General features: G+C 42.7%; 21 protein-coding genes. 11 read left to right on the top strand and 10 right to left on the bottom strand.

Annotated elements, in window-relative coordinates; translation table 11 throughout:
- Nucleotides 1-207: 207 nt before the first annotated feature.
- Together OCU36_RS06225 and OCU36_RS06220 are read left to right on the top strand one after the other, a co-directional pair.
- Nucleotides 208-930 carry a FadR/GntR family transcriptional regulator gene (locus OCU36_RS06225; protein ID WP_261839524.1) on the top strand — a complete coding sequence of 241 codons (723 nt, stop codon included), beginning with the start codon at nucleotides 208-210 and terminating at the stop codon, nucleotides 928-930.
- A 264-nt stretch (nucleotides 931-1,194) separates the two neighbouring features.
- A complete protein-coding gene (locus OCU36_RS06220) occupies nucleotides 1,195-2,484 on the top strand; it encodes an MATE family efflux transporter (RefSeq protein ID WP_261839523.1) in 1,290 nt (429 codons plus the stop codon).
- Nucleotides 2,485-2,633: 149 nt separating this feature from the next.
- Here OCU36_RS06220 and OCU36_RS06215 read toward each other — a convergent pair whose 3' ends face one another.
- Together OCU36_RS06215 and OCU36_RS06210 are read right to left on the bottom strand one after the other, a co-directional pair.
- Nucleotides 2,634-3,554, bottom strand: a complete 921-nt coding sequence (locus OCU36_RS06215) for an IS5 family transposase (RefSeq protein WP_261839023.1) — start codon at nucleotides 3,552-3,554, stop codon at nucleotides 2,634-2,636.
- Between the two features lie 197 nt (nucleotides 3,555-3,751).
- Nucleotides 3,752-4,789, bottom strand: coding sequence for a polysaccharide lyase family 7 protein (locus tag OCU36_RS06210; RefSeq protein WP_261839522.1), 1,038 nt, complete (start codon nucleotides 4,787-4,789; stop codon nucleotides 3,752-3,754).
- 492 nt (nucleotides 4,790-5,281) lie between these two features.
- On the opposite strand from OCU36_RS06210, the gene OCU36_RS06205 reads away from it, so the two are divergent.
- From OCU36_RS06205 to OCU36_RS06195, 3 genes are all read left to right on the top strand, one after another.
- On the top strand, nucleotides 5,282-6,142 hold the full coding sequence (locus OCU36_RS06205) for an oligogalacturonate-specific porin KdgM family protein (protein WP_261839521.1): 861 nt from the start codon (nucleotides 5,282-5,284) through the stop codon (nucleotides 6,140-6,142).
- A 193-nt stretch (nucleotides 6,143-6,335) separates the two neighbouring features.
- Entirely contained in the window at nucleotides 6,336-8,138 is a 1,803-nt protein-coding gene (locus tag OCU36_RS06200; protein WP_261839520.1) for a hypothetical protein, read from the top strand.
- A gap of 302 nt (nucleotides 8,139-8,440) precedes the next feature.
- Nucleotides 8,441-8,905, top strand: a complete 465-nt coding sequence (locus OCU36_RS06195) for an acyl-CoA thioesterase (RefSeq protein WP_261839519.1) — start codon at nucleotides 8,441-8,443, stop codon at nucleotides 8,903-8,905.
- Nucleotides 8,906-9,073: 168 nt separating this feature from the next.
- Here the strand turns inward: OCU36_RS06195 and OCU36_RS06190 are convergent, their stop codons facing one another.
- A complete protein-coding gene (locus OCU36_RS06190; RefSeq protein WP_261839518.1) occupies nucleotides 9,074-11,329 on the bottom strand; it encodes a peptidase U32 family protein in 2,256 nt (751 codons plus the stop codon).
- Between the two features lie 172 nt (nucleotides 11,330-11,501).
- Here OCU36_RS06190 and OCU36_RS06185 point away from each other — a divergent pair, with 172 nt between their 5' ends.
- The gene (locus OCU36_RS06185) at nucleotides 11,502-12,110 is read left to right on the top strand and encodes a glutathione S-transferase (protein ID WP_261839697.1); all 609 of its coding nucleotides are present in this window, start codon (nucleotides 11,502-11,504) and stop codon (nucleotides 12,108-12,110) included.
- Nucleotides 12,111-12,133: 23 nt separating this feature from the next.
- On the opposite strand, the gene catB is transcribed toward OCU36_RS06185, so the two are convergent.
- Entirely contained in the window at nucleotides 12,134-12,760 is a 627-nt protein-coding gene (catB, locus tag OCU36_RS06180) for a type B chloramphenicol O-acetyltransferase (protein WP_261839517.1), read from the bottom strand.
- A 426-nt stretch (nucleotides 12,761-13,186) separates the two neighbouring features.
- Between catB and OCU36_RS06175 the strand changes: the two genes are divergently transcribed.
- The gene (locus tag OCU36_RS06175) at nucleotides 13,187-13,519 is read left to right on the top strand and encodes a PBPRA1643 family SWIM/SEC-C metal-binding motif protein (protein WP_261839516.1); all 333 of its coding nucleotides are present in this window, start codon (nucleotides 13,187-13,189) and stop codon (nucleotides 13,517-13,519) included.
- Between the two features lie 773 nt (nucleotides 13,520-14,292).
- Here the strand turns inward: OCU36_RS06175 and OCU36_RS06170 are convergent.
- From OCU36_RS06170 to OCU36_RS06160, 3 genes are all read right to left on the bottom strand, one after another.
- Complete coding sequence (locus tag OCU36_RS06170) at nucleotides 14,293-14,715, bottom strand: GNAT family N-acetyltransferase (protein ID WP_261839515.1); 423 nt, start codon at nucleotides 14,713-14,715, stop codon at nucleotides 14,293-14,295.
- 97 nt (nucleotides 14,716-14,812) lie between these two features.
- Complete coding sequence (locus OCU36_RS06165; protein ID WP_261839514.1) at nucleotides 14,813-15,529, bottom strand: pseudouridine synthase; 717 nt, start codon at nucleotides 15,527-15,529, stop codon at nucleotides 14,813-14,815.
- On the bottom strand, nucleotides 15,502-15,663 hold the full coding sequence (locus tag OCU36_RS06160) for a hypothetical protein (RefSeq protein WP_261839513.1): 162 nt from the start codon (nucleotides 15,661-15,663) through the stop codon (nucleotides 15,502-15,504). The genes OCU36_RS06165 and OCU36_RS06160 overlap by 28 nt, the downstream gene beginning before the upstream one ends.
- Nucleotides 15,664-15,882: 219 nt before the next feature.
- On the opposite strand from OCU36_RS06160, the gene OCU36_RS06155 reads away from it, so the two are divergent.
- Nucleotides 15,883-16,284: a YkgJ family cysteine cluster protein gene (locus OCU36_RS06155; protein ID WP_261839696.1), complete on the top strand. Its 402-nt coding sequence runs from the start codon at nucleotides 15,883-15,885 to the stop codon at nucleotides 16,282-16,284.
- Between the two features lie 240 nt (nucleotides 16,285-16,524).
- Here OCU36_RS06155 and OCU36_RS06150 read toward each other — a convergent pair whose 3' ends face one another.
- Together OCU36_RS06150 and OCU36_RS06145 are read right to left on the bottom strand one after the other, a co-directional pair.
- On the bottom strand, nucleotides 16,525-16,779 hold the full coding sequence (locus OCU36_RS06150) for a DUF3297 family protein (RefSeq protein WP_261839512.1): 255 nt from the start codon (nucleotides 16,777-16,779) through the stop codon (nucleotides 16,525-16,527).
- 121 nt (nucleotides 16,780-16,900) lie between these two features.
- A complete protein-coding gene (locus tag OCU36_RS06145) occupies nucleotides 16,901-18,049 on the bottom strand; it encodes a hypothetical protein (RefSeq protein ID WP_261839511.1) in 1,149 nt (382 codons plus the stop codon).
- A gap of 235 nt (nucleotides 18,050-18,284) precedes the next feature.
- On the opposite strand from OCU36_RS06145, the gene OCU36_RS06140 reads away from it, so the two are divergent.
- From OCU36_RS06140 to OCU36_RS06130, 3 genes are all read left to right on the top strand, one after another.
- A complete protein-coding gene (locus OCU36_RS06140; RefSeq protein WP_261839510.1) occupies nucleotides 18,285-18,707 on the top strand; it encodes a universal stress protein in 423 nt (140 codons plus the stop codon).
- Nucleotides 18,708-19,011: 304 nt separating this feature from the next.
- Nucleotides 19,012-20,583, top strand: coding sequence for a cryptochrome/photolyase family protein (locus OCU36_RS06135; protein WP_261839509.1), 1,572 nt, complete (start codon nucleotides 19,012-19,014; stop codon nucleotides 20,581-20,583).
- Nucleotides 20,583-21,323, top strand: coding sequence for an SDR family oxidoreductase (locus OCU36_RS06130; RefSeq protein ID WP_261839508.1), 741 nt, complete (start codon nucleotides 20,583-20,585; stop codon nucleotides 21,321-21,323). Before OCU36_RS06135 ends, OCU36_RS06130 begins: the two co-directional genes overlap by 1 nt.
- 133 nt (nucleotides 21,324-21,456) lie before the next feature.
- Here the strand turns inward: OCU36_RS06130 and OCU36_RS06125 are convergent, their stop codons facing one another.
- Entirely contained in the window at nucleotides 21,457-22,341 is an 885-nt protein-coding gene (locus OCU36_RS06125) for a PA4780 family RIO1-like protein kinase (protein ID WP_290334878.1), read from the bottom strand.
- Nucleotides 22,342-22,354: the final 13 nt, after the last annotated feature.

The raw sequence follows: 22,354 nt of genomic DNA, 5'->3' as shown, positions 1-22,354 counted from the left end.
GTGGCTTTATTGATCGGTTTTGTAAGAAACGTCCTTGAATATTACAAGTGTTATTGTAATATTTAATAATTATAAGAGCCCTATTCTCAAAGAGACTCTGTTCTTTAGCACTTTTAAAAGCAAATACACTCTAATGACAAGTCTTCCTCTGGTGTAGCCTTAACAGTATTCAGTCTGTTTTTTGTTTTTCAATTTCAGGTGGTTTAAATGTCAATATTTACATTGGTGGAAGATTCAAGCCGCCGAATTCACGTTCAAGTGGCAAGGCAAATTGCGCGTAAGATTTTGTCTGGTGAGTTACAAGAAAATCAAAAATTACCCAGTGAGATGGAGCTGTGCGATATCTTTGGTGTGAGCAGAACTGCCCTTAGAGAATCAACCAAGCTACTTTCTGCAAAAGGATTGATTGAGTCAAAACCGAAAGTAGGTACTCATATCAAGCCGAGAACACAATGGCATTTCTTAGATCCACAATTACTGTATTGGATTCAAGATTTAGAAGACACTAAACCCTTCTTATCTCAATTTTTAGGCTTAAGAAAGGCCATTGACCCAGAAGCGTGTGCGTTGGCAGCAACCAATGCTACCGTCCAGCAACGAAAAGAACTCTCAATTTTATTTCAAAAGATGACCATGGCAGCAAACAGCTTTGATTATGAAGAATGGACAACGCATGACCACCTTTTTCATCAGACCATCTTTTTATCAACGGGTAATCAGTTTTACATTCCATTCACAAACATTCTATCGACGATTTTCAAACAGTTTATCGACCATTCAGCTGAAGGCGGTCACTTCTGCCTTGAAGAACACAAAGCCATATACGATGCGATTATGTCGGGCAATGAGCAACAAGCACGAATAGCTTCTCGAGTATTACTGGATGATGAAAACCAAAAATTGTCTCAAGTTGAATTATCCATCAATTAACCAAGATCGAATGATTGTGATTATCGCGCATCAAAACCGAGGTGCTCTGACGCAAGATTCAGCCATATTTTGACCATTAGCGCTATCGAATCAACGATTTTATTTTAACCATCAATTACCGTAGTGTTTGATTTTCAATCGGTGAACTTAGATCATTTATAAAAAGCTTACGGTTAGACATATAAGGTATTGCTTGTGTCTTCGCAGTCATACGTTAGGAAAAATTTCTCTCTCGCCTGGCCTCTCGCCTTAAATGGGTTGCTGATGCAGTCGATGTTGATGATCGACACCCTGCTTATCTCTCCACTTGGTGAAACGCCTCTCGCCGCAATGGGTATTGCAACGACCATCATCTCCTTTGTATTAGGGATCCAAATGGCACTCGCGAATGGTACGCAACTGGTGCTGAGTCGTGCTGTCGGCTCTGGTGTAAAATCTTCTCTTGCTAAAGCTTTTTGGTCGGGCCTGTTCATTAACTTAGGATTGGCAACGATATTTTGGTTCTTGCTTACTTTTTTCGATCAACCTTTGATTCAATCCTTAACCGACGATAAAAACCTTCATCTGGAAATCAGACACTATCTGGACATTGCAAAATATCTCATTCTATTCACCGCTGTCACACAGGTAATCATCGCTCAATTTAATGCCTTGGGGCGAACCAAAATTCCTTTTAAGGGTTACTTGATCGAACTGCCGATTAACGCCCTACTCTCGTATACGCTTATTCATGGTTATTCAACCTTTGAAGGTATCGGTGTTCAGGGTGCCGCCCTCGGTAGTGTTATGGCTATCACCATTCGTCTGCTGTATCTGGTTTTGTGTGTCCATTTCGATTCTTTTGTTTCACTGAAAGTGGAGGCTAAGAAATCGGAGTTCATTTACAACATTCGTCGTCATTTCATCGAGATATTTCCAGTCGCGGCCAATGTGGTTATGCTGTCTATCGGTATCACCGTCTATCAACTATTGTATTCACAGCTCAATATCAATGCCTACGTGGCAATCACCTTGGTCATGCCATGGATACGAGCAGGAACTCAATTTATTACCGCTTGGGCTCAATCTTCTGCGATCACCATTAGCCAAGCTATTGGTTCAAAAAAAATAGACGATTTAACAAAAAATGTGGATACCAGTATTGATATTGCGGTGGGTATTTCTATTGTTTGTGCGGTGATGTTTGCCGGTTTAAGTTTAGTGATTGCTGATATTTATCCAGCACTGGATCCTTCGACTTATCAAGCGTTATCGCTTATTGCCCCACTCTACATCGTGTTACCCATTGTTCGAGGCTACAACACGGTTCACGGAAACATATTAAGAGCACTAGGGAAAACCACGGATGTATTCAAAATTAACTTTACCGGCCAGTGGGTAATTTCAATCCCATTATGTGCTTTGATTATCTTGGGGTTAGATGGATCAATATTTTGGGCATTTGCTATTCAGCCATTCGAAGAGATCATTAAAGCGCTGCCGTTCCGCCACTTAGCGCGTAAATCTTTGAAAGAGTTTGATGCGGACAAAGCCAATGAGTTGATGTATGACTAGAAATGATTGCTTACTGTAACTTAAGCTCAATATCGTCGAATACAAGCTTCCCTTTGGTCAGGTTGTATTTTTTACAAAATAGAACGACCAACACCGGCTTTGTTGCGTAATTAAATTTAGAGATAGAGCCACCCCGTTTCGCGTATTCCTTAGTCAATACGACAAGTTTCAGGCATACCTAACCCAGTAAGCTTGTTCAACGCTTTTATCATCGCGTAAGTTTCACCCACCTGTGCATTGTAATTTCTTAAGCTCAGTTGCCCTCCTAGCAACTGTTTAACTCGATACATTGCTGTTTCTGAGAGTGAACGTTTGTGGTATCCATACCGCTCTTTCCAATACTTATTTGAGCCGTATAATTTCTGGCAACCCACGGCGAGATTTCGAGGGTGACCACGCTCCCAGAAGGCTGCCCCTTCTCTTGGGGGAATAAGCGCAATGGCTCCCTTAATCTTAATAGCAGCGTGACACGCTCTCGTGTCGTAAGCGCCATCACCAGACACCTCAAGGATACTTCGGCGTGTTTGTTTCAGTAAGTTAGGGAATACTTCTCCATCTGTAACCGTCGATAAACTTAGCTCGGCGGCAATGATCTCATGAGTGTTGGTATCGACGGCAATATGAAGCTTTCTCCAGACTCTACGCTTGCCATCCGTCCCGTGTTTTTTGACTTTCCATTCACCTTCGCCATAAACCTTAAGGCCAGTTGAATCAATGGCTAGGTGTTGTATCGCTCCTCTCGTTTTAGTCTTAAATGAAACCTCAACTTGCTTGGCTCTACGACTGATGCAGGTGTAATGCGGACAACTTAACGGTACATGGGCTAACCTAAATATCGAGTCGATAAATCCTTGAAGCGCTCTCAATGGCATAGAAAAAACTCGTTTCACCATGAGTGCTGTCGTGATAGCTAAATCACTGAACCGACGCGGCCTCCCGCGCTTATTCTGTTTACTTTGCGCCCACCCGCTTATTGCTTCTTCATCAATCCAAAAGGTCAGAGAGCCACGGTTAATGAGTGATTGGTTGTATTGCTTCCAGTTGGTTGTTTTGTAACGAGGCTTAGGCATAGGGCTACGAGAGAGGGGGGAGGTAGCTGATCAGATCGTAGGTTCTTGATTTAGTTCCATTGAATTACGCAACAAAGCCACCAACACCATAAAATACCTGTGTTTTAACGCGAAAAAACCACTTAACGTTCCGCTAAGTGGTTTTTATTTATCTACAATGTTGTTTGTTACGGCTTATTTATTGGCCATTAGGCTATTTATTTACCATTAAGCTTAAGTGCCGAGAAGGTAACACTATTGTAATCACCATTCTTTTTATCAACGGCGAAGTTTCCAGTGCCAGCACAACCCGGCCCCCAGACAGGGTGAGAGTCGTTAACACTGCATTGTCCGTACGCACCCGCTTTGAAGTAGAAATCATCTTCAGCATAGCCCCTTGATGAATCAAGCTCATCAATGCCCTTACTCAAATCAATGTCATACTTAACGGTATCGTGACCAGCCGATTCAAAAGTCAGATGCATCATCGTGCCTTCAACTTCCACTCGATAGCTAAACTCTTCGCCCAACGCAATGCCTGCTTTTCCAGGATCCGCTTGGTTTTCCCAAGTATTCCCCCAAACAGGGTAAGCAATATCGGCACGGTTAGGATCATTCTTTTCTAGGTTTCTTTCGTAGTTCCAAAATACAGAGCCCGTTTCTTGACCCGGAAACTTTTTATAAAAGATCTTTAGAGGTTCGTTACCATAACCAAAGCCGGTTTTTGCTTTAATAAGATCATCGTGTTTCTTCGCGTGTATTTGGCCGACAACCACCGAATAAGCGGCGTACCTTTCAGGAAACTTGGCATTCATCGAAACGTGATTAACTTTTAATGTCGCTTCTAAGGTTCCACCAACGGCACTGTACTCATTGGCAGACGGATGACTTGATAATGCCCACTGGTTGGCTTTGTCGTCCGTATTAATCGAAAAATCTGCGCCACGCGGCATTTGGCGTAATTCAGAACGTGCATTTTTTGAGTTTATCGTAGTGATCGCTTGATTTTGAACTTCAAAGACTAAGCTTCCATCCTTATCAAGATGAAAGAAATCACTGTGTGAGTAGCTCAACATTGCTACACCTTCTATTTCATCAACTCGACCATCTTTATTAATATCTGAAGGTATCGTTATTTTCCAATTATTCATATCGAATTTATCTGCTGGCACAGGGTAAGAAACACCGTTATTAGCAAAAGTAACCATTGGTACCGTTGCTAATAATGCCACTGATAATATGTTTTTCTTAAACATGACTCATCCTCTATTTTAAACCGATACCGAGCACACTCTCAGTACATAAATCACATTTGAATAGTAAATATTTTCTCTTCGACTTAAATAAACCATCAATAAAGTTGGCTTTAATCTTTTAGCAAATACTTATATTCATGCCTTTAAGCGTGATGATTTAGCCAGATAACGCATAAATCAGGCGTAAAACCTAAGCACACCCTAGTATTTGTCTTATTTTAACACATACAGATGCGTAAATTAGCAAGAGTAATGAATATGAGAAGTGCATCATGAATGGTTTAACTTATCCGCCAGAAATTGAGACATTCATTGCATTTCGCCGCATAGTTGCTCATCACTCCGGATTTTACGATAGGCCTCACAGAAATTTCCCTCCAAAATAAATATCATATTTGTCATACATTAATTTAATATCATCTATGATATTGGTTTGTGAGCCAAGGGTATATTGGATATATCCAGACTAAAAAATAATAGTGAGACAAAGGTATGCATTCAGTTACAAAAATAGCAGCTACAGTAGCTTGTACTCTTTTAGCGGGCACCGCTACTGCCGCAACTCTAGATTATCGTTACGAATATCGTGCAGCGACGGATTATACAAAAACGAATGGTGATACAGATCACGTCGATGCTCGTCATCAACATCGAGTTAAACTGGGTGAAAGTTTTAAACTATCCGATAAGTGGAAACACTCTACGGGCTTAGAACTGAAGTTCCACACTGATGATTCATACTACGATGAAGATTCAAAATCTGTTAAGTCAGCGAACAGCCAGAGTTTCTACAACGGCAATTGGTACATCTATGGTTTGGAAATCGACAATACTGCTACCTATGAAATAAACAACAATTGGTACTTACAAATGGGGATGCCTATTGCTTGGGATTGGGATGAGCCTAATGCTAACGATGGTGACTGGAAAATGAAAAAGGTCACTTACAAACCACAATTCCGTGTTGGCTATAAAGCAGAGATGGGCTTAACGACCGCTATTCGTTACCGTCATGAATATTCTGACTTCCGTAATCACACCCAATTTGGTGATAGAGATTCAGAGACCGGTGAACGTTTAGAGTCGGCTCAAAAATCTAAAATCACATTAACCGGCGCTTATAAAATAAAATCGTTACCTAAACTCGGACTCGCTTACGAAGCTAACTACGTAAAATCTTTGGATAACGTACTTCTATATAATAGCGATGACTGGGAATGGGATGCTGGGCTAAAAGTAAACTACAAATTCGGATCTTGGAAACCATTTGCAGAAATTTGGTCTTCTGATATCAGTTCATCTTCAAAAGATCGTGAAGCAAAATACCGTGTGGGCGTTGCTTATTCGTTCTAAGTAGAAAATAGTCAATTTATTAAATCCCCCCCTTCCTCTTGTCAAATTTTGGGGCATATTTAATTAATTTCTTTAAAAGGATAGTCTGTTTAAATAGCTATTAGTTTTGCGCTAATAAAATATTTAACGACTATTCATTATCTATTTCCTATGTAATTTACATATGGTTTAAATATCATAAAGAGAATATTTTATGCAGATTTCTAAAGTCGCTATAGCGGTCACTCTTTCAACCGGTTTACTCTTTGGTTGTAATAGTGATGGTCTACCTATTCCAACGGACCCGAACACTCCAGATAGCCAAAAATCCGTGTTAACGACGGGGTACTGGAAAATTGGCGATGGCAATTCTTCTTCAATAGCCGCATCGTCAAACGCCGATTTACCCAACGTCTATGTTTTCCAAGAAGATGGTCACCATAAGTACTATGATGACGACGATAACTTAGGCACTTATACCATTAAGGACGCAAGTGCTTCGACCAATAATTATGATGAAGATGCAGGTACGGTATCTTTCACTTACTATGAAACGGGTTCATCAACGCTTGAAATCTTAGATGGTACATTCACTTTCGATGACTCAGGTGCCCTCATCATTTCAGATAGCTCAACGGGTATTGCTTATTCAGGTTCAGATCAGACAGAAACTGGGAATGTACAAGATGCCATTATCCAAGCGAATGCAGCAAACGGTATCAATGGCTATGTTCAGATACTCGACACCAACAATAATGGTGCGAAAAATGATGTCGGTGAGTTACGTTTAAAGCTGTCAGACAACAGCACAGGCGCGACTGTAGATAGTATCGAATCAGGAAAAGTCACTGTTGATCTCATCTATCAGGTTGACCCAGACTCAGCACAAGCAGCTAATGGCAACGGAGATAACGCCTATATCAGTCTTTACGGTTCGGGCACCTCTAACATTAACCTGCACGGTGAGGTGATATTCAATGCTGGGCAGATTTTCTATCGTTCAAATGTCCTTGTTGATGGTAAACCTCAAGTTTCAGATCAGCCAGTGGGTACTTATAACTTAGGCGAGGATCTCGCTGTGGAATTAAGTTGGGAAAGTGGCTACTACACATTTAAAGTCAATGACACCGTATACGACAATAACGGCAACGGCTTTGAATCGGTTGACAAAAATGCCGTTACCGTCATAGCGCTCAAACTTGGTGACACTTCTAATACGACAAATTACGAGCTAAACGCCGACAACTTGAAAGTTTATTCCAATGACACAACCACCGATGAATTAGTGTTTGCCGATAACTTTGATAGTTACCCTAATGGTCACGTTTTGTCGGGCGACCCGTACAATAACAATACGGCCGAAGCAACGGTTGTTGTTGATGGCGGTACGAATCAGCCAGACACTTCACAGCCAACCGACAATCAAGTTGCAGCGATTACTGATACGGATACGAGCGACACCGGGGAATTACGTTACAAGTTTGATTCCGGAATGACGACAGGTACACATAAAGTGTCTATGTACTATGACGTAGCTGAAACCGAATCGGCTTATGTTTCTCTCTTTGATACAGCCAACTCTACCAGTTCTTTAATTGGGGAATTAAGAATTGACGAAGGAAAAATTACACTCCGTGGTGAAAGTGATCAACTAACAACCTTTACTCCTGGTACCTGGCTTGACCTTGAAATGTCTTGGGATACATCCAGTTTAAGTGCAGCCGGGACTTACTCTGTCAAAATCAATGGCACTGAGTACGGCCCTTACACGTCACACAACGTCACACCCGGCGTAGAAGTGACCGCGACCGCCATTAGGTTCTCGTCAAACAGTAACACAGCCGACACCACTTTATTCGTCGACGACTATCAAGTGTATTCGGATACGGCAGGCACAAATGTCATCTTTTCTGATGATTATGAGAACTACAGTCTTGGTACTGATTTAAAAAGTTCACCCTATAACTCAAATACATTCTCTGCGGTTGTGGCAGAAGACCCTCTCAACGCGAACTAATGCATTCAAAGACTTACTTAAAAAGTCGTTAAAGCTACGAAAGCCCACTCCTGTGGGCTTTTTTCGTGTTGGCAGAGAATGCTTTTACGGCTAAAACCTAAGTCGAAAATGCCAAATTGGCCTTAAAAATGGTGTGAACTCGTCACTAAATAACGAAAGGCGAAGTCTCTAAGATTGTGTCGTTTCAAGCTTCAAAAACTTAAACACACATGTTGCAGTTTTGTTAATTTAACGGTAGGATTTTGATTCCAATAACCACTTATTCTGCTTAAGGATAAGCCAATAACAATAAGAGAGTTTGCATGGAAGCACTATTATCCGACTACCCGGTAATTACCGAAATTCCTGTCGCTTGGGGGGAAATGGACGCGCTTAATCACGTTAATAATGCCGTCTATTTTCGTTACTTCGAGACCGCTCGCTTAGATTTTTTTAAGCACGTTGAACTGATGGAAGAGATGGCGATGACCAAAGTTGGTCCAGTTCTTGGTGACACTTACTGTAAGTATTTTCGCCCCGTCACCTACCCAGACACACTGATGATCGGCTCTCGCGTTACAAACATTCAAGATGATCGCTTCACCATGGAATACGCGATTGTCAGTAAAGCACAGCAAAAACTCACAACGATTGGCAACGCCACCATCGTTATGTTTGATTTTGCCTCTAACCAAAAAGCACTACTTTCACTGCGTTTAACCAATGAAATCGAAAAGATGAATACGTTGAAAACCCCTTGCTTCAAACAAGACGTGACCACAGCTTAAACCCTATACCTCAGCGCACCTTTCGTTATGTACACTTTTTGATAACCCAATTTAACAAGGCCACTCAATTGAATGGCCTTTTTTATCTAGAGGTTTGCATACCTAACAAGCACCACGCCCATACCTAAATATTAACCTCTGAGTACCGGAGCTCTTAAAGCGTATTCCCTATAGCCCTTGTACGTATTGCGTATTGGTCCGAACCTCTACAAGCTGCTCTAGATTCTGCTGTGAACCTGCTACTCCATTAATTAAGCCTTCAAATTGCTTAATTAACTCAACTTTGTCTTTCACTTCTTTCGAACCCGCACCAATATTAGTTAGGTCGATAAAAAACTCGTCAAACAGACCAGAAAAATCCGTTACAGCCTGAGGGTTTAAGAACTGCTCGTGATTGTAAATGCTTGGGTAACCGCCCTTCTGCTTATCAACAGCAAAAGAGATGCCCTTCACGTTCGTTATCGTGGTCGCTTTCTCACACTTCAGCATACAACCTGCTTCAATGCTTGGTTTGTTGCAACCCACGGTTCTTTGGAAGAAACATTGGCGGCTGGTCATCATCAAGATCGGATGGTAGATACTATAGAACAATTTGAAGTTCTCTGGGCGGCGAATATGACGAATCTGACCTTTGTTGATCTCGTTCGAAATGAACGCACCGGCACAATTAAGCTCTTCTTTTAGAGTGAGTAATGCGTGAGAGTTGGTGGTATTCATAAACGGGCCTGCAACCCACTCGATACCCATTTCATAAGCTTTGTAAGCGATACCCGTGTTGTTAGTCACAATACGTGGCGGTTTCACTTCTTCAAGAATGCGAACGGCTTCGTCATAGTCTTTACCAATCAATACCGCAGGGAACCAAGGAATCAAGCGTGGGTTTGTCGCTAAGATATAGATGTACTTATTACAACGCTTCTTAAAGCTTTCTGGTAGTTTGAAGTAAACATCGGCATCAGTGACATCACACAGGTGTAAATCTTCTACATCCGCGATCAACATCGACATGGTTGGCTTTTCGTTCACCTTAGGATGTTGTGGAAGCGCCGGCACTTCAACGTGCTTAATCACTTTCACAGATCCGTTTAAGATGAAATCGATTTCGTCTTTTAAGACCGACACTTCTTTCAAAGGAAGAATCAGACCTTCATCTAAGTTGTCGTAGTTACAGTTTTCAAGCGTATGAACAGCACTCTTCACTGACTTGAAACGCTTTTCAAGTAACGCCTGAGTAATCGCAGTCTCTTTAGCTGTTGCCAATAACGATTGAGATTGAAGCGTAAAGTTTTCTTTTGGTGTGTTCACTGTCACCGTGAATGGTTGACCCAGTTTCGCGCTAAACGACAATGACACCGGTGTTTTACGAATATCAAGGAACTCGATCTTGTCGCGCATTTCGCTACCTAGCGCATTTTTAGCTTCATAGAGATCGCTGGTCACTTCTTGAATTTGCACAACTGAGATTTCGTTGTTCTGCTTCGCCGCTTTCTCAATCGCGTAGTTCATGCTGTTGTCGCGCGGGTTATCGATGAACATGTCTTTGGTAAGGTTGCCCTTTAAGAAAGAGTTCGTGAAATCACGGTTGAATACTTTGTGTAGGTTTGAATCGTCTTCGATCAACAACCCACTTTCGACAAAGCTATCGATCTGTTTACGCCACGTATCAATGACTGTGTATACGTAGTGTGCGCCTTTAATACGACCTTCGACTTTTAGCGAGTCAACTTTCGCGTCAACCAGTTCAGGTAAGTCGTAGTAAGCGGAGTTATCTTTTAGGTTGAGTGGGTACTTATTACCCGCGTTGGTGATTTCGTATTCATCACGACACGCTTGGCTACAACGACCACGGTTACCAGAGTTACCAACACTCACAGAGCTTGAGTAACATTGACCAGAAAAAGCGATACACAGAGCACCGTGTACGAACACTTCTGTTAGCACATCATGATCGTGCGCCACTTGCGTTAACATCTTTATTTCTGGCAGGTTTAGTTCTCGAGACAAGTTAACGCGCGTTGCACCAATCTTAGACAAGAATTTGATCTGACCTTCATTGTGCGTGGTTAACTGGGTTGATGCGTGAACATCCAGTGATGGAAAATACTTATTAATCAAATCGAACAAGCCAAGATCTTGCACGATAATGCCATCAACTTTGGTGTTCACCAATTGGTTCAACAGTTTAGTTATGCTCTTAATTTCATGCTCCAACAGCACCACATTAAGAGTTAAAAACACTTCACAACCGTATTCATGAGCAAGGCGAATAACACCGTTCAATTCATCTAACGACAGGTTAGAGGCTCGATTACGAGCATTGAAGGTGTCTAAGCCACAATAAACCGCATTAGCACCTGCTACGATGGCAGCTTTAATTGCCTCAACATCGCCACCAGGGGCTAATAACTCAATCTTTCTGCTCATTTTTGAAGTCGCTCACTTACTTATAATTTTTAAGCCGAGTATTCTACCTATATCACGTTCTCTTTACCACCTAACCACTCTTTTCAAACTAAACGACCTCAATATGCAGAATGAAGCCGACCTACCTATTCTCTATTCCTTACGCCGTTGCCCTTATGCAATGCGTGGACGGATGGGTATCGCACTATCACAACAACAAGTATTACTTCGAGAAATTGTAACCAAAGACAAGCCTCGCGAACTATTGGCCAGTTCGCCAAAAGGGACGGTTCCGATATTGGTGTTGCCCAATGGACAAGTCATTGAACAGAGCTTGGATGTGATGAACTGGGCACTTCAACAAAACGATCCTCAAGATCTTCTTCGTTCAAGCAATCCAACACTTAGCAAGCAAGTTCAACAACTTATTAAAACCTACGATGATGAGTTTATTGGTCACTTAGAAAAGTATCGTGCGTCTGTTCGTTATCGAAATATCGATGTTGAACAACGTCGACAAGCCTGCGAAGCCTTTATCGGCCAGTTAGAAGCACGACTCACCGATCAACCCTACTTTTTTGGCCAAACGCCAAGCTTAGCCGACTTCGCGGTGATGCCTTTTGTCAGCCAGTTTGTGCGAGTCGAAAAAAAATGGTTTGTACAATCGGAATACCAAAACGTAGGTCGTTGGTTAAGATCGCTTCTCGAAAGCCAGCTCTACAGCCAAGTAATGAAGCAATACCCATTGTGGAATGAAACCAAGCAAGATTGCATTTTTGGCTGTTCTAAGAGAATTCGGTGACAAAAGCGCTCTGGGAACAGCGATTACTTGAGCGCTTTCCAGTATTGGTAAAGCCCGTCGATATCGGATGAACACATTAGCGACATCGCGCCTTTGATCTGCTCTTCGCTCCACTGCCACCATTGCATTTCCAATAGCTGAGCGATTTCAGTCTCATTGAAGCGATAACGGATATGACGCGCAGGGTTTGAACCGACAATCGAATAAGGTGGCACATCTTTAGTTACCACCGCTCGACTTGCGATGATTGCCCCGTCGCCAACCTTAACACCACTCATGATCATGGCTTCGGTGCCAATCCATACATCATTGCCAATCACGGTATCACCCGAGCGTTCAAAGCCGTCTATCGCATCTTCAAACTTCTCGTCGTCTTGATAGAAGAATGGGAAGGTACTCACCCACTGATTTTGATGACCTTGGTTACCCGCCATCATAAACACAGCGCCAGAACCAATCGAGCAGTAACTGCCGATGATCAGCTTGTCGATGTCGGTTCTATCCGCTAATAAGTAACGCGCGCAATCATCAAAACTGTGGTTGTGGTAATAACCCGAGTAATAGCTGTGTTCACCCACGATGATGTTTGGGTTGGTCACTTGTTCTTTGAGTGACTTTCCGACAAACGGACTCTCAAAATAGTTTTTCATGTTGGTACTCTTAGTTTGGTTCTTTTCGTTAGGTACTTTTATTCAGTGTTTAAAGTTAAACGGTTTATCTTAGTGTAAAGCCCAAAGACCCAATCACTCGCCACAATGTCATCAATGAGCCAGTCACAGAAGAAAGCAGCAAATGATGCCTTCGTACTCGAACTGGCTTCATACACTATATCTTTGTTTAAGTTAATAATTTAAATCTATCATTCGAAAACCTATTAAGCGAAATCTTATTGCCTTAAATTTCGACATTAACCAAATCAGTGCAAAGCTAACGAGGTCGCCATTGCTAACCCACAAAAACCACCCCTCTTTACTCACATCACTGCTTTATCAATCGCAATATATGCGTATAATCGCCGCTCCATTGCGCTATCGCCATTAAAAATAGCGCCATTCAACATTTTTAATGAGTACCCAATGTCGAAACTATTTTTCAAAGGCCGTATCGAAACAAGACAGAACCATGTTCTTGCTGGCTACAACGTCAACCGTGATGTAAAAGCGGGTACTGAAGAATCGCCAATCGCAGTCATGGTGCCAACTGAAGCGCGCAAAGCTGAAGTTGAAGCACTGGCCGCTGAAAACACTATCTTCGTGACGGTTACCGTCGACGCAGACAAAGAAGAGAACACCATCGAGCTTGATACGCTGCTCAACAAACCAAAAACGATGACGTTTGAAAAGACCCCTAACCGAAACGATCCATGTTCTTGCGGTAGCGGTAAGAAATACAAGAAGTGTTGTGCATAAGGCTTGTTACTCAAACTGCCGATAGCACCATAAGTAACCTCATCACTGACGGGAAGATCATTAAGGTCTTCCCGTTTTTTTTTGGATTAACCAAACTCAGTCAGTAAGTGGTCAGAAATAGTGTAGGAAAAAAACTTGACCTTACATTAAGTGGAAGGTTTAAGATTCAAAGAATGTTCAATGTGATGAGTCGCTTATGATGGGGTGCAGCAATCAACCGCCAAAGTGCTCCCTCTTTAGGCTGATCTCTTCGTGCTTTTACTTTCTCTGTTGCGATAAGGGTTTCTATGAATAGCCAATTTGTACATCAACATAAATGCCGACTCCTAGGGCCAAAACATACTCAAGAGAAGCTACTCTGCTATTTAAAAAACAACTTGTACATTGACGATGTTACGTTAAATGAGAGCCTTCTCGTAGTAAAATATGATTTTCGCTATATCGATTTTTCACAAGTATTAGAGATGATTAAGTCGAATGATTGCGATTATGTTAATGGGTGGTTCGATCGAATAAAATACCGATTCATGACCAATGCCGACTTAAAAGGTCGCGAGAACCTATCCATAGAACCGTTTTGCTGTGACAAAGTTAAAATCAGAAAGGATAACCTTTAGATTCGAGTCTATTGAAAAGTCTCCCTTAACCAAGACAACAAGGGCTTTGCACTCATGTCTAATTCGCACGCCTGCCGAAGAATGATGAAATGAAAGACAATGAGACGGTGCGTATCACCGTCTTAAACCGAATGGCCAGCTGACTTAAATCGATTGTCATGTTTGTGGCGACTTATCCCACGAAACTGACATTTTGAAATAAGACACACCTGATTTTTGAAACTCATCACCTTCAACGCTGAGCCCAAACCTTTGATAAAATGAAAGTGCTGAAGTTCGAGCATCACACCAGAAGTCGCTCACTTGCGCTCGCTTTAAATCATAAATTAAGTGTTCTATTACCTTAGAGCCGATCCCTTGACCTTGATATTCAGGCAGTGTAGCGAATTTTCTGAGTCTCGCTTCATGGTCGTGTTGATAAACCGAGGCGACACAAACCAATTTTCCGTGAACAAATGCCCCGTAATGAATGGCAAATTCATCGCCTTCTACTTTACAAAATTCAGGGGATTTTTCAGGCCAAAGAACTTGATGCCTAATCGGCAAAACCTCGGCAGCAGTGACCTTCTGTATATCCATATTTAACCCTATTGAATGACAACCGACTCTCGGTATAAACGACATGAGGATAATGTAAAGCCGACACTAACTTGAATACAAGCCTATTCGTTTTAAATTATTGGTTAAAAGAGACTATTTCGTCTTCGGTGAGATATCGCCATTCGCCTTGTTGCACGTCTAAACGGATCTCGCCGATTTGCTCTCGGTGAAGCTTCACCACGCGGTTTCCGACGGCAGCAAACATTCGCTTAACCTGATGAAACTTACCTTCTGTGATAGTCAATAACACCTCTTTTGGGCTAATAACCTCCAGCTCTGCGGGGCGCGTTGGATTAACCTCCCCTTGTAATTGAACCCCCACTTTGAACCGCTCAGCAACGTCGTCTTTGATATCTCGTAACAAGGTCACACGATAAACCTTTTTACACGATTTGGTTGGCGATGTGATGTTAAAAGACCAACGACCATCGTCGGTGATTAACACTAAACCCGTGGTGTCAGCGTCTAACCGCCCTGCCATATGCAATTCGGATGGTTTATCTATCTCAAGGTAATTTAACAACGATGGATAAACTTCATCGATATTTGAACAGATGGTTGCCGCAGGTTTGTGCATCAATATGTATCGAAATGCTCTGAGCGTTAATGCGTTACCCTTTAGCAAGATAGTATTGTTTTCATGAACCTGAATGGATTCATCAAATACGGTTTCGCTGTTGACGCTAACTTCACCACGATGAATTTTCTCAACGGCTTCTGACTTGGTTAGGTCCGTGCTTTTACAAAGGTATTTATCAAGGCGCATTAATCGTCGGCACCACATTTTGCACAAGGCTGATAAGTGCGTTCGCCTTGATCAATCACGACATAGTCACACACGCAATTGTCACATAGCGCCAATTTGGGGTAAGCGTCTTTCTGTTTCTTTGCGTTAATGTTGCCTTCGGTGGTGTATACGGTTCTCATTGTGTGCCTTTATCTGAATAACGAGCGAACGTTTGAATCACGAGTGGAGCACAAATTGTATCACTGTTCGCCACCTCGATAGCAGTGGTATTGCCGAGATAAGTGGCCATTAATGACCTGATGAAAGATGCTCTGCCTAGAATTTTTATAATGAACAACAAACTCAACCATCGCATCAGTGGTAACATGATCAATGCTCACCAACCAATGAAGTCAATAATGAAAAATTGTAATCAATGTGGGAAATGCTGTATCAAATATGGAGATGGTGACCTTGCCGCAACTCAAAAAGAGATTGATTTGTGGGAACTGTTCAACCCTGACATTTTTGAATACGTTCGTGGTAGTGAGATCTGGTTTGATCCGCAATCTGGCGAACGCCTGACTCGATGCCCGTTTCTAGAGGTTGTTCCAACCAAAGATAAAAATACCCAAGCGAAATATGCGTGCAGTATTTATTTAGACCGCCCTGAAGATTGCCGTCACTACCCAAGCTTAATCAATGAGATGGTAAGAGACGAGTGCGAGATGATTGAAGTGGTGGATTTACAAGATACGAAAAAAGCGCAAAGAAAACTCGACGTGTTAATGAAAGACAGCCGCCCTTCAAGTTTGTCTTAAACGCTGACCTTTTAAAGTTCTGTTTATCACATCAACGTATCAAAACTCATTTTGCTTCATATACGGGTCATCTAACGCGCCCCGTGCGGTCAAAGACTATATTCTATTGAGTAACGCATCAATCAAGGTCGTCAGTATTAGAAAACAATCCAAAAGCGAAGCAATAAAAAGGGCCTAGATTGATCTAGACCCTGATTAAAAATCGCTGAGTCACTCTCTATCAGTGAATAACACGAGTGATTATTCTTCGATGTAGAACGCTTCTACTGTGCCTTTTAGGGTAATAAGCATAGGCTGACCACGGCGATCAAGCGCCTTAGGTGAAGGGATCTTCACCCAACCTTCACTGATGCAGTATTCTTCAACATCAGTACGCTCTTTACCATTTAAACGAATACCGATTGGGTATTCGAAACACTCAGCTACGTGGTATGGGCTGCGTGGGTTACCTGCTAGATGATCTGGTAAAGTGGGTTTTGAATTGGTATCGCTCATGTTCGTTACCTGTATGTACGTAAATAAAAATGTGCGCCATTTTAGTCAATATAAGCTTTGCGCTCAACCACTGCCGCAATAAATCGTATTAATCGCTTCAATCCGCGTCGAGTTGTTTGATTTAGCGGCAATCGCATTCTAGTTTTTGTTTTCGGTGCAGCTTACTCGCCTCTAACCAATCGTGGATAACTTGTCTTGCAGCCTCCGTTGGTGGTGCACTTTGTTTTCCACAAATTTGGTCAATCTCAAACGGAAAAGCTTTACTGGGAACACGGCGTAAACCTATGGTCAATCGCTGAGGTTTAAACATACGAAATACCAGATAGCGATCGCTCATGATTCGATTATGGTACACACAAATAGAGTGCTTTTGTTCAATGCTCTCTTGTTTGAGGTCATAATAATCAGTGATTGGATGAATGTTGTCATTACCGAGTAAAGGAACGGGATAAGGGATGTCTTTATCCGCGGGGCTACTCCCCTCTAAACGACGTAATTGACGTTGCTCCGTCCAGCGATCATGAAGTTGTTCAAACATCGCAAATGAGTTTTGGCTAGTAATGGCGCGCAGCGGATCATCCATCTCCAAATCTTGTCCTAGCAATATCGCATCTTGGAACATCGCCATCTTCGACGGTGCATTCAGTCGCCCCTCTTCCACCATTGCAATCCCTAATCGACTGCCGGTTAGAAATGGATGAACTTGGTCCAGACGCAAGGCTGTATATCCGACTTTTGAGTAATGTTTGAATTTAAGAACTCGTCTTTGCAGCGGTTCGAGAATGCGAACAATGTGGTCGAGTTCATCACCAACGTTGTAATGAAGTTCTAGTTTGTCGATGAATTTGAGTGTCGCCTTGCTGCTGTCTAAGCCCAGTTTGGCCAAGATCTTCTTCTGTCCTAAGCGACTCAGTGCCAATGCTTTCTGATTGTCGACGCTGTATTTCATGCAGATCAACGCCAAAATAACAGGCCTTAATTCAAGCAGTTGCGCAGCTTCATAGGTATTCGCTGCAAGCCACAGCATCTGGTATTGGTACTCTGGAAAGTCGTCGGTGATTTCACGATAACGCGCAGGCAATGAATTTAACCAACGCCCATTCACATCAAACTGCTCAATAAGATTGAGACTTAAACCAATTCCCCCATCAAGCGGTCGTCTGCCATCTTCAAACACATGAAAGCCGCCGAGTTTTTGAGACCAATCTAGGATCTCAATATCGTAATCGAAACCTAATGTTCGAGTGGGAATGGTCAGTAGTACGGTCATTGGGGCCTCTTCATTATTGGCGCATTGAGCTATCAAGCCTAGCGAATAGCATAAGCTAGCGCTCCATCCACTATATCAACCTTTTGTAAATTTCTTATCAATCAAAGCGATATAAATACAATCGTGCTTAGAAGAACATTGCATGATGATTTTATGCAATATGAGATCTCTTCGATATCATTTGCGCCTACAGAAACTATGCTTGTTACATAACTCACAACAAGAGGCTTTAATCATGGATTACCGACATATTCTGGTCGCACTTGAACTGTCTGACGACACCAAGATTCTCATTGATAGAGCGACCTTCTTCGCGGATAAACTGGAGGCTGGTATTTCGTTTGTTTATATCGATGGTACGCATGGAGAAATTTACCCAGAACTCGTTGATATACAAGGAAATGATGGAGATGTACCCATCAATAACGATGCCGTTAAACATTTAAAAGAGTTTGAAGCCTACGCCAAGCACCCAATCAAGCACATTTTCGTAGGAACGGGTGACTTGAACGATAAGCTAAAAAATGTCATCGAAGCAAACGGCGTCGACCTATTGCTATGCGGCCATCATCATGATTTCTGGCATAAGCTCATCTCCCATTCTAAACAGATCATCGATACTTCCCCTATCGATATTCTCGTTGTACCTATGGAATAAATACGGCCTTTAGAAACCCAGCCTGTATTGCCAACCTCTCTCGGTATGATTGGTTGGCTTATATTCCTTTCCAGCATCTGCATTTTCTAACATTAACGCTCAGTATTCATTTATGATCTTAACGCTTTATCAACTCGTAAACGCTTACTAGTTAACAACGACTGAAAGCAATGAATAAGTTTAATCTCTCTTTTCACCAACGACTCAACAGCCAACGATAACGTACTGATCCAAACTATGCTTTCATTAATCAATGGACCGGCGGTAACTCAGGCATAAAAAGCCTCACAATCCAGGAAGCATTATGAACTTTAAAACGGTACGATTTCTATTAGGAGACCAGCTAAACATAGAGCACTCATGGTTTCGACAGGTTAACAATGACGTTATTTACATCATTGCTGAGCTCAAACAAGAAACCGATTACGTTGCATCTCATATTCAAAAAGTGGCCGCGTTTTTCTGCGCGATGGGTTACTTCGCCGACGCACTTAAAGAACAAGGTCATCAGGTACTCCACCTAACTCTTGACGATACCACGCAATTTGAAAACCTAGATACACTTCTAAAGCACTATGTACACAAGTTCGGCGCAGAGAAATTCGAATATCAAAGGCCAGATGAATATCGCCTTCTAGAGCAGATGAACAAGCTCAAGCTCACCAATGCGACCAAAGGTTGTTGTGATACCGAACACTTCCTTTTTCCATTCGAAGAGATCGAACAACAGTTTCCAAAAGACAAACACATCATGATGGAGCACTTCTATCGCCGAATGAGAAAGCGTTTCGACATTTTGCTAGAAGACGGAAAGCCCGTTGGTGGCAAATGGAATTACGACGCGAACAATCGAAACAAGCTCAAGAAGCAAGACATCGAAAACCTGCCTCAGCCTCTGATATTTACCAATGACATAACCGGTATTTTGCAGCGTATCGAACGCCACCAAGTGCAAACCCTTGGTCAAGTCGGTAGCCAATTATTATGGCCGGTGAACCGCGCACAAAGCTTGTCTCTGCTCGCTCATTTCTGCCAAGTCTGCTTACCGTTATTTGGGCAATTTCAAGATGCGATGACGACAGAACACGATGCAAAATGGAGCTTGTACCATAGCCGCATTTCGTTCTCGTTAAACAGTAAACTGCTAAGCCCTAAAGAAGTGATGGATGCAGCACTGTCGGCCTATCAAGCTTCCTGTTCTCAAGACCGTACTCCAGATAAAACAAACATCAATATTGCACAGGTCGAAGGGTTTGTACGCCAAATACTCGGTTGGCGAGAGTACATACGCGCCGTTTATTGGGCGAACATGCCTACGTACGCCAATAAAAACCATTATTCAGCAAGCAATAACCTGCCCCATTACTTTTGGGACGGACAAACCAAGATGAACTGCATGCAGCATGCCATTAACCAATCCCTTGAATTCGCTTACGCGCACCACATCCAAAGGTTAATGATCACCGGCAACTTCTGCTTAATCACAGGCATAGACCCTGACCAAGTCGACAATTGGTACCTTGGCATTTATGTCGATGCGATTGAGTGGGTTGAAATGCCAAATACGCGAGGTATGGCACTGTTTGCGGATGGCGGGATCGTCGGAACCAAACCATACTCTGCCAGCGGTTCCTATATCAACCGCATGAGCGACTACTGCAAAGGCTGTCACTACAAGATAAAAGAGCGCAGTGGCGAGCAATCTTGCCCTTTCAATAGCTTGTACTGGCGCTTTATGAACCGGCACCGCGATGCGTTAAACCGCAACCCACGTATGGGCATGTTATATCGGTCTTGGGACAACATGGACGAGCAAGACCAACAAGCGATACTCGATACCGCGGAACAACGAATGACAAACTTGGAGAACTTATAATGGTGGAGCAACTCAGATTACATATTTTGGTCGTCGGCGGCAGTGGTGGTATTGGTTTCGCTGTGGTTAAACACCTATTATCTGAGCTCTCTCGATTTGATTTTCTTGATGTATATGTAGACGCGACTTATCACTCTCAGCAACCTAACTTAGAGCACAGACGCTTGAACTGGCATAAAATCGACGCCACCCACGAAGCTGATATCGAGCGCTTGAGTTCTCAGTTTGAACGACTTGATTGGTTGATAAACTGCGTCGGTATGCTGCACACTCCAGACCTTGGACCAGAAAGGAACCTATCGTCTATCGACCCTGAATTTTTCCTAAAAAACATCTCAGTAAACACCTTGCCGAGCTTACTATTAGCCAAGCATTTCACCCCTCTTTTGAAATTGAGCGACAATCCGAAGTTCGCGGTCGTGTCTGCTAAGGTCGGCAGCATTTCAGATAATCGATTAGGCGGTTGGTACAGCTATCGTTCATCGAAGGCTGCATTGAACATGTTCATTAAAACCATGTCGATTGAATGGAAACGAACCCTCAAAAAAGGAACTGTATTAGCACTGCACCCCGGGACAACCAATACCGCACTGTCAAAGCCTTTTCAAACCAATGTGCCAAAAGGAAAACTCTTTGATTCCAGTTACGTCGCCCATCGACTGATAGATATGATCAGCAGTGCAACACCGGAGAAGAGTGGCCATTTTTATGCCTATGATGGTAAGCAATTAACGTGGTAGTCAGTAATAAAGAAAAACCCAACAGAGTTGTTGCTCTATTGGGTTTTGTGATCACAAAGAAGCGACAGGGTTCAATAACATTACGTCAGCAAAACAGACAGAGTTCAACACCTGTGTTGTTTGAAACAGGCCTTTACTCAGACCAATTAAACTTGCTGTCGTCGACCCCTTCTTTTTCTTCTTTAGCGCGTTCGCGGCGGTGTTGCTCTTCCACTCTTGCTGCGTCTATTTCTTGCATTATCGCTTCAATATCCGCTAATTCGTCAGTTTCTGTAAACTCGCCCGTTAGCTTGGTGTCTGGCTTTAGCTCACCTTTCTCATACAGCGCCCACATTTCCTTAGCGTACTCTGTCTTTGCGAGTTCCGGCGCGAACTGAGCGTAATAATCACGGATATTATTAACATCACGAGTCAACATCCATTCTGCATTATTATTGGCAGAAGCATCAACGGCTTGCGGTAAATCAATGATAACTGGACCATACTCATCCACAAGCACGTTGAATTCAGACAAGTCACCATGGATCAAACCAACACACAACATTTTAACCACGTAAGTCATCATCACGGCGTGGTCTTCGATCGCTTGCTCTGCGGGCATCACCACGTCGTTGAGCCTTGGTGCGACATAACCATCGTCATCGGTAACCAACTCCATGAGTAACACACCATCGAAACAACCAAAAGGTTGAGGCACGCGTACTCCCGCCTCCGCAAGCTTATACAAGGCATCAACTTCGGCACTTTGCCATATTTTTTCTTGTTGTTCGCGACCGAAACCCGAACCTTTTTCCATGGCTCTAGCACGACGACTATTGCGGACTTTACGCCCTTCTCGATAGGCTGTCGCTTTCTTAAAACTGCGCTGGCTTATCTCTTTATAAACTTTGGCACAGCGGATCGTGTCACCGCAGCGTACTATGTACACCGAGGCTTCTTTGCCACTCATAAGTTGGCTTGTCACCTCGTCGACTAAACCATCGTCAACTAAAGGTTGTATTCTTTTAGGTATCTTCATGTCGCCTTTATAC

Source organism: Vibrio artabrorum (genome assembly GCF_024347295.1).
Taxonomy (GTDB): Bacteria; Pseudomonadota; Gammaproteobacteria; order Enterobacterales; family Vibrionaceae; genus Vibrio; species Vibrio artabrorum.
This window is presented reverse-complemented; position numbering and strand designations above follow the sequence as displayed.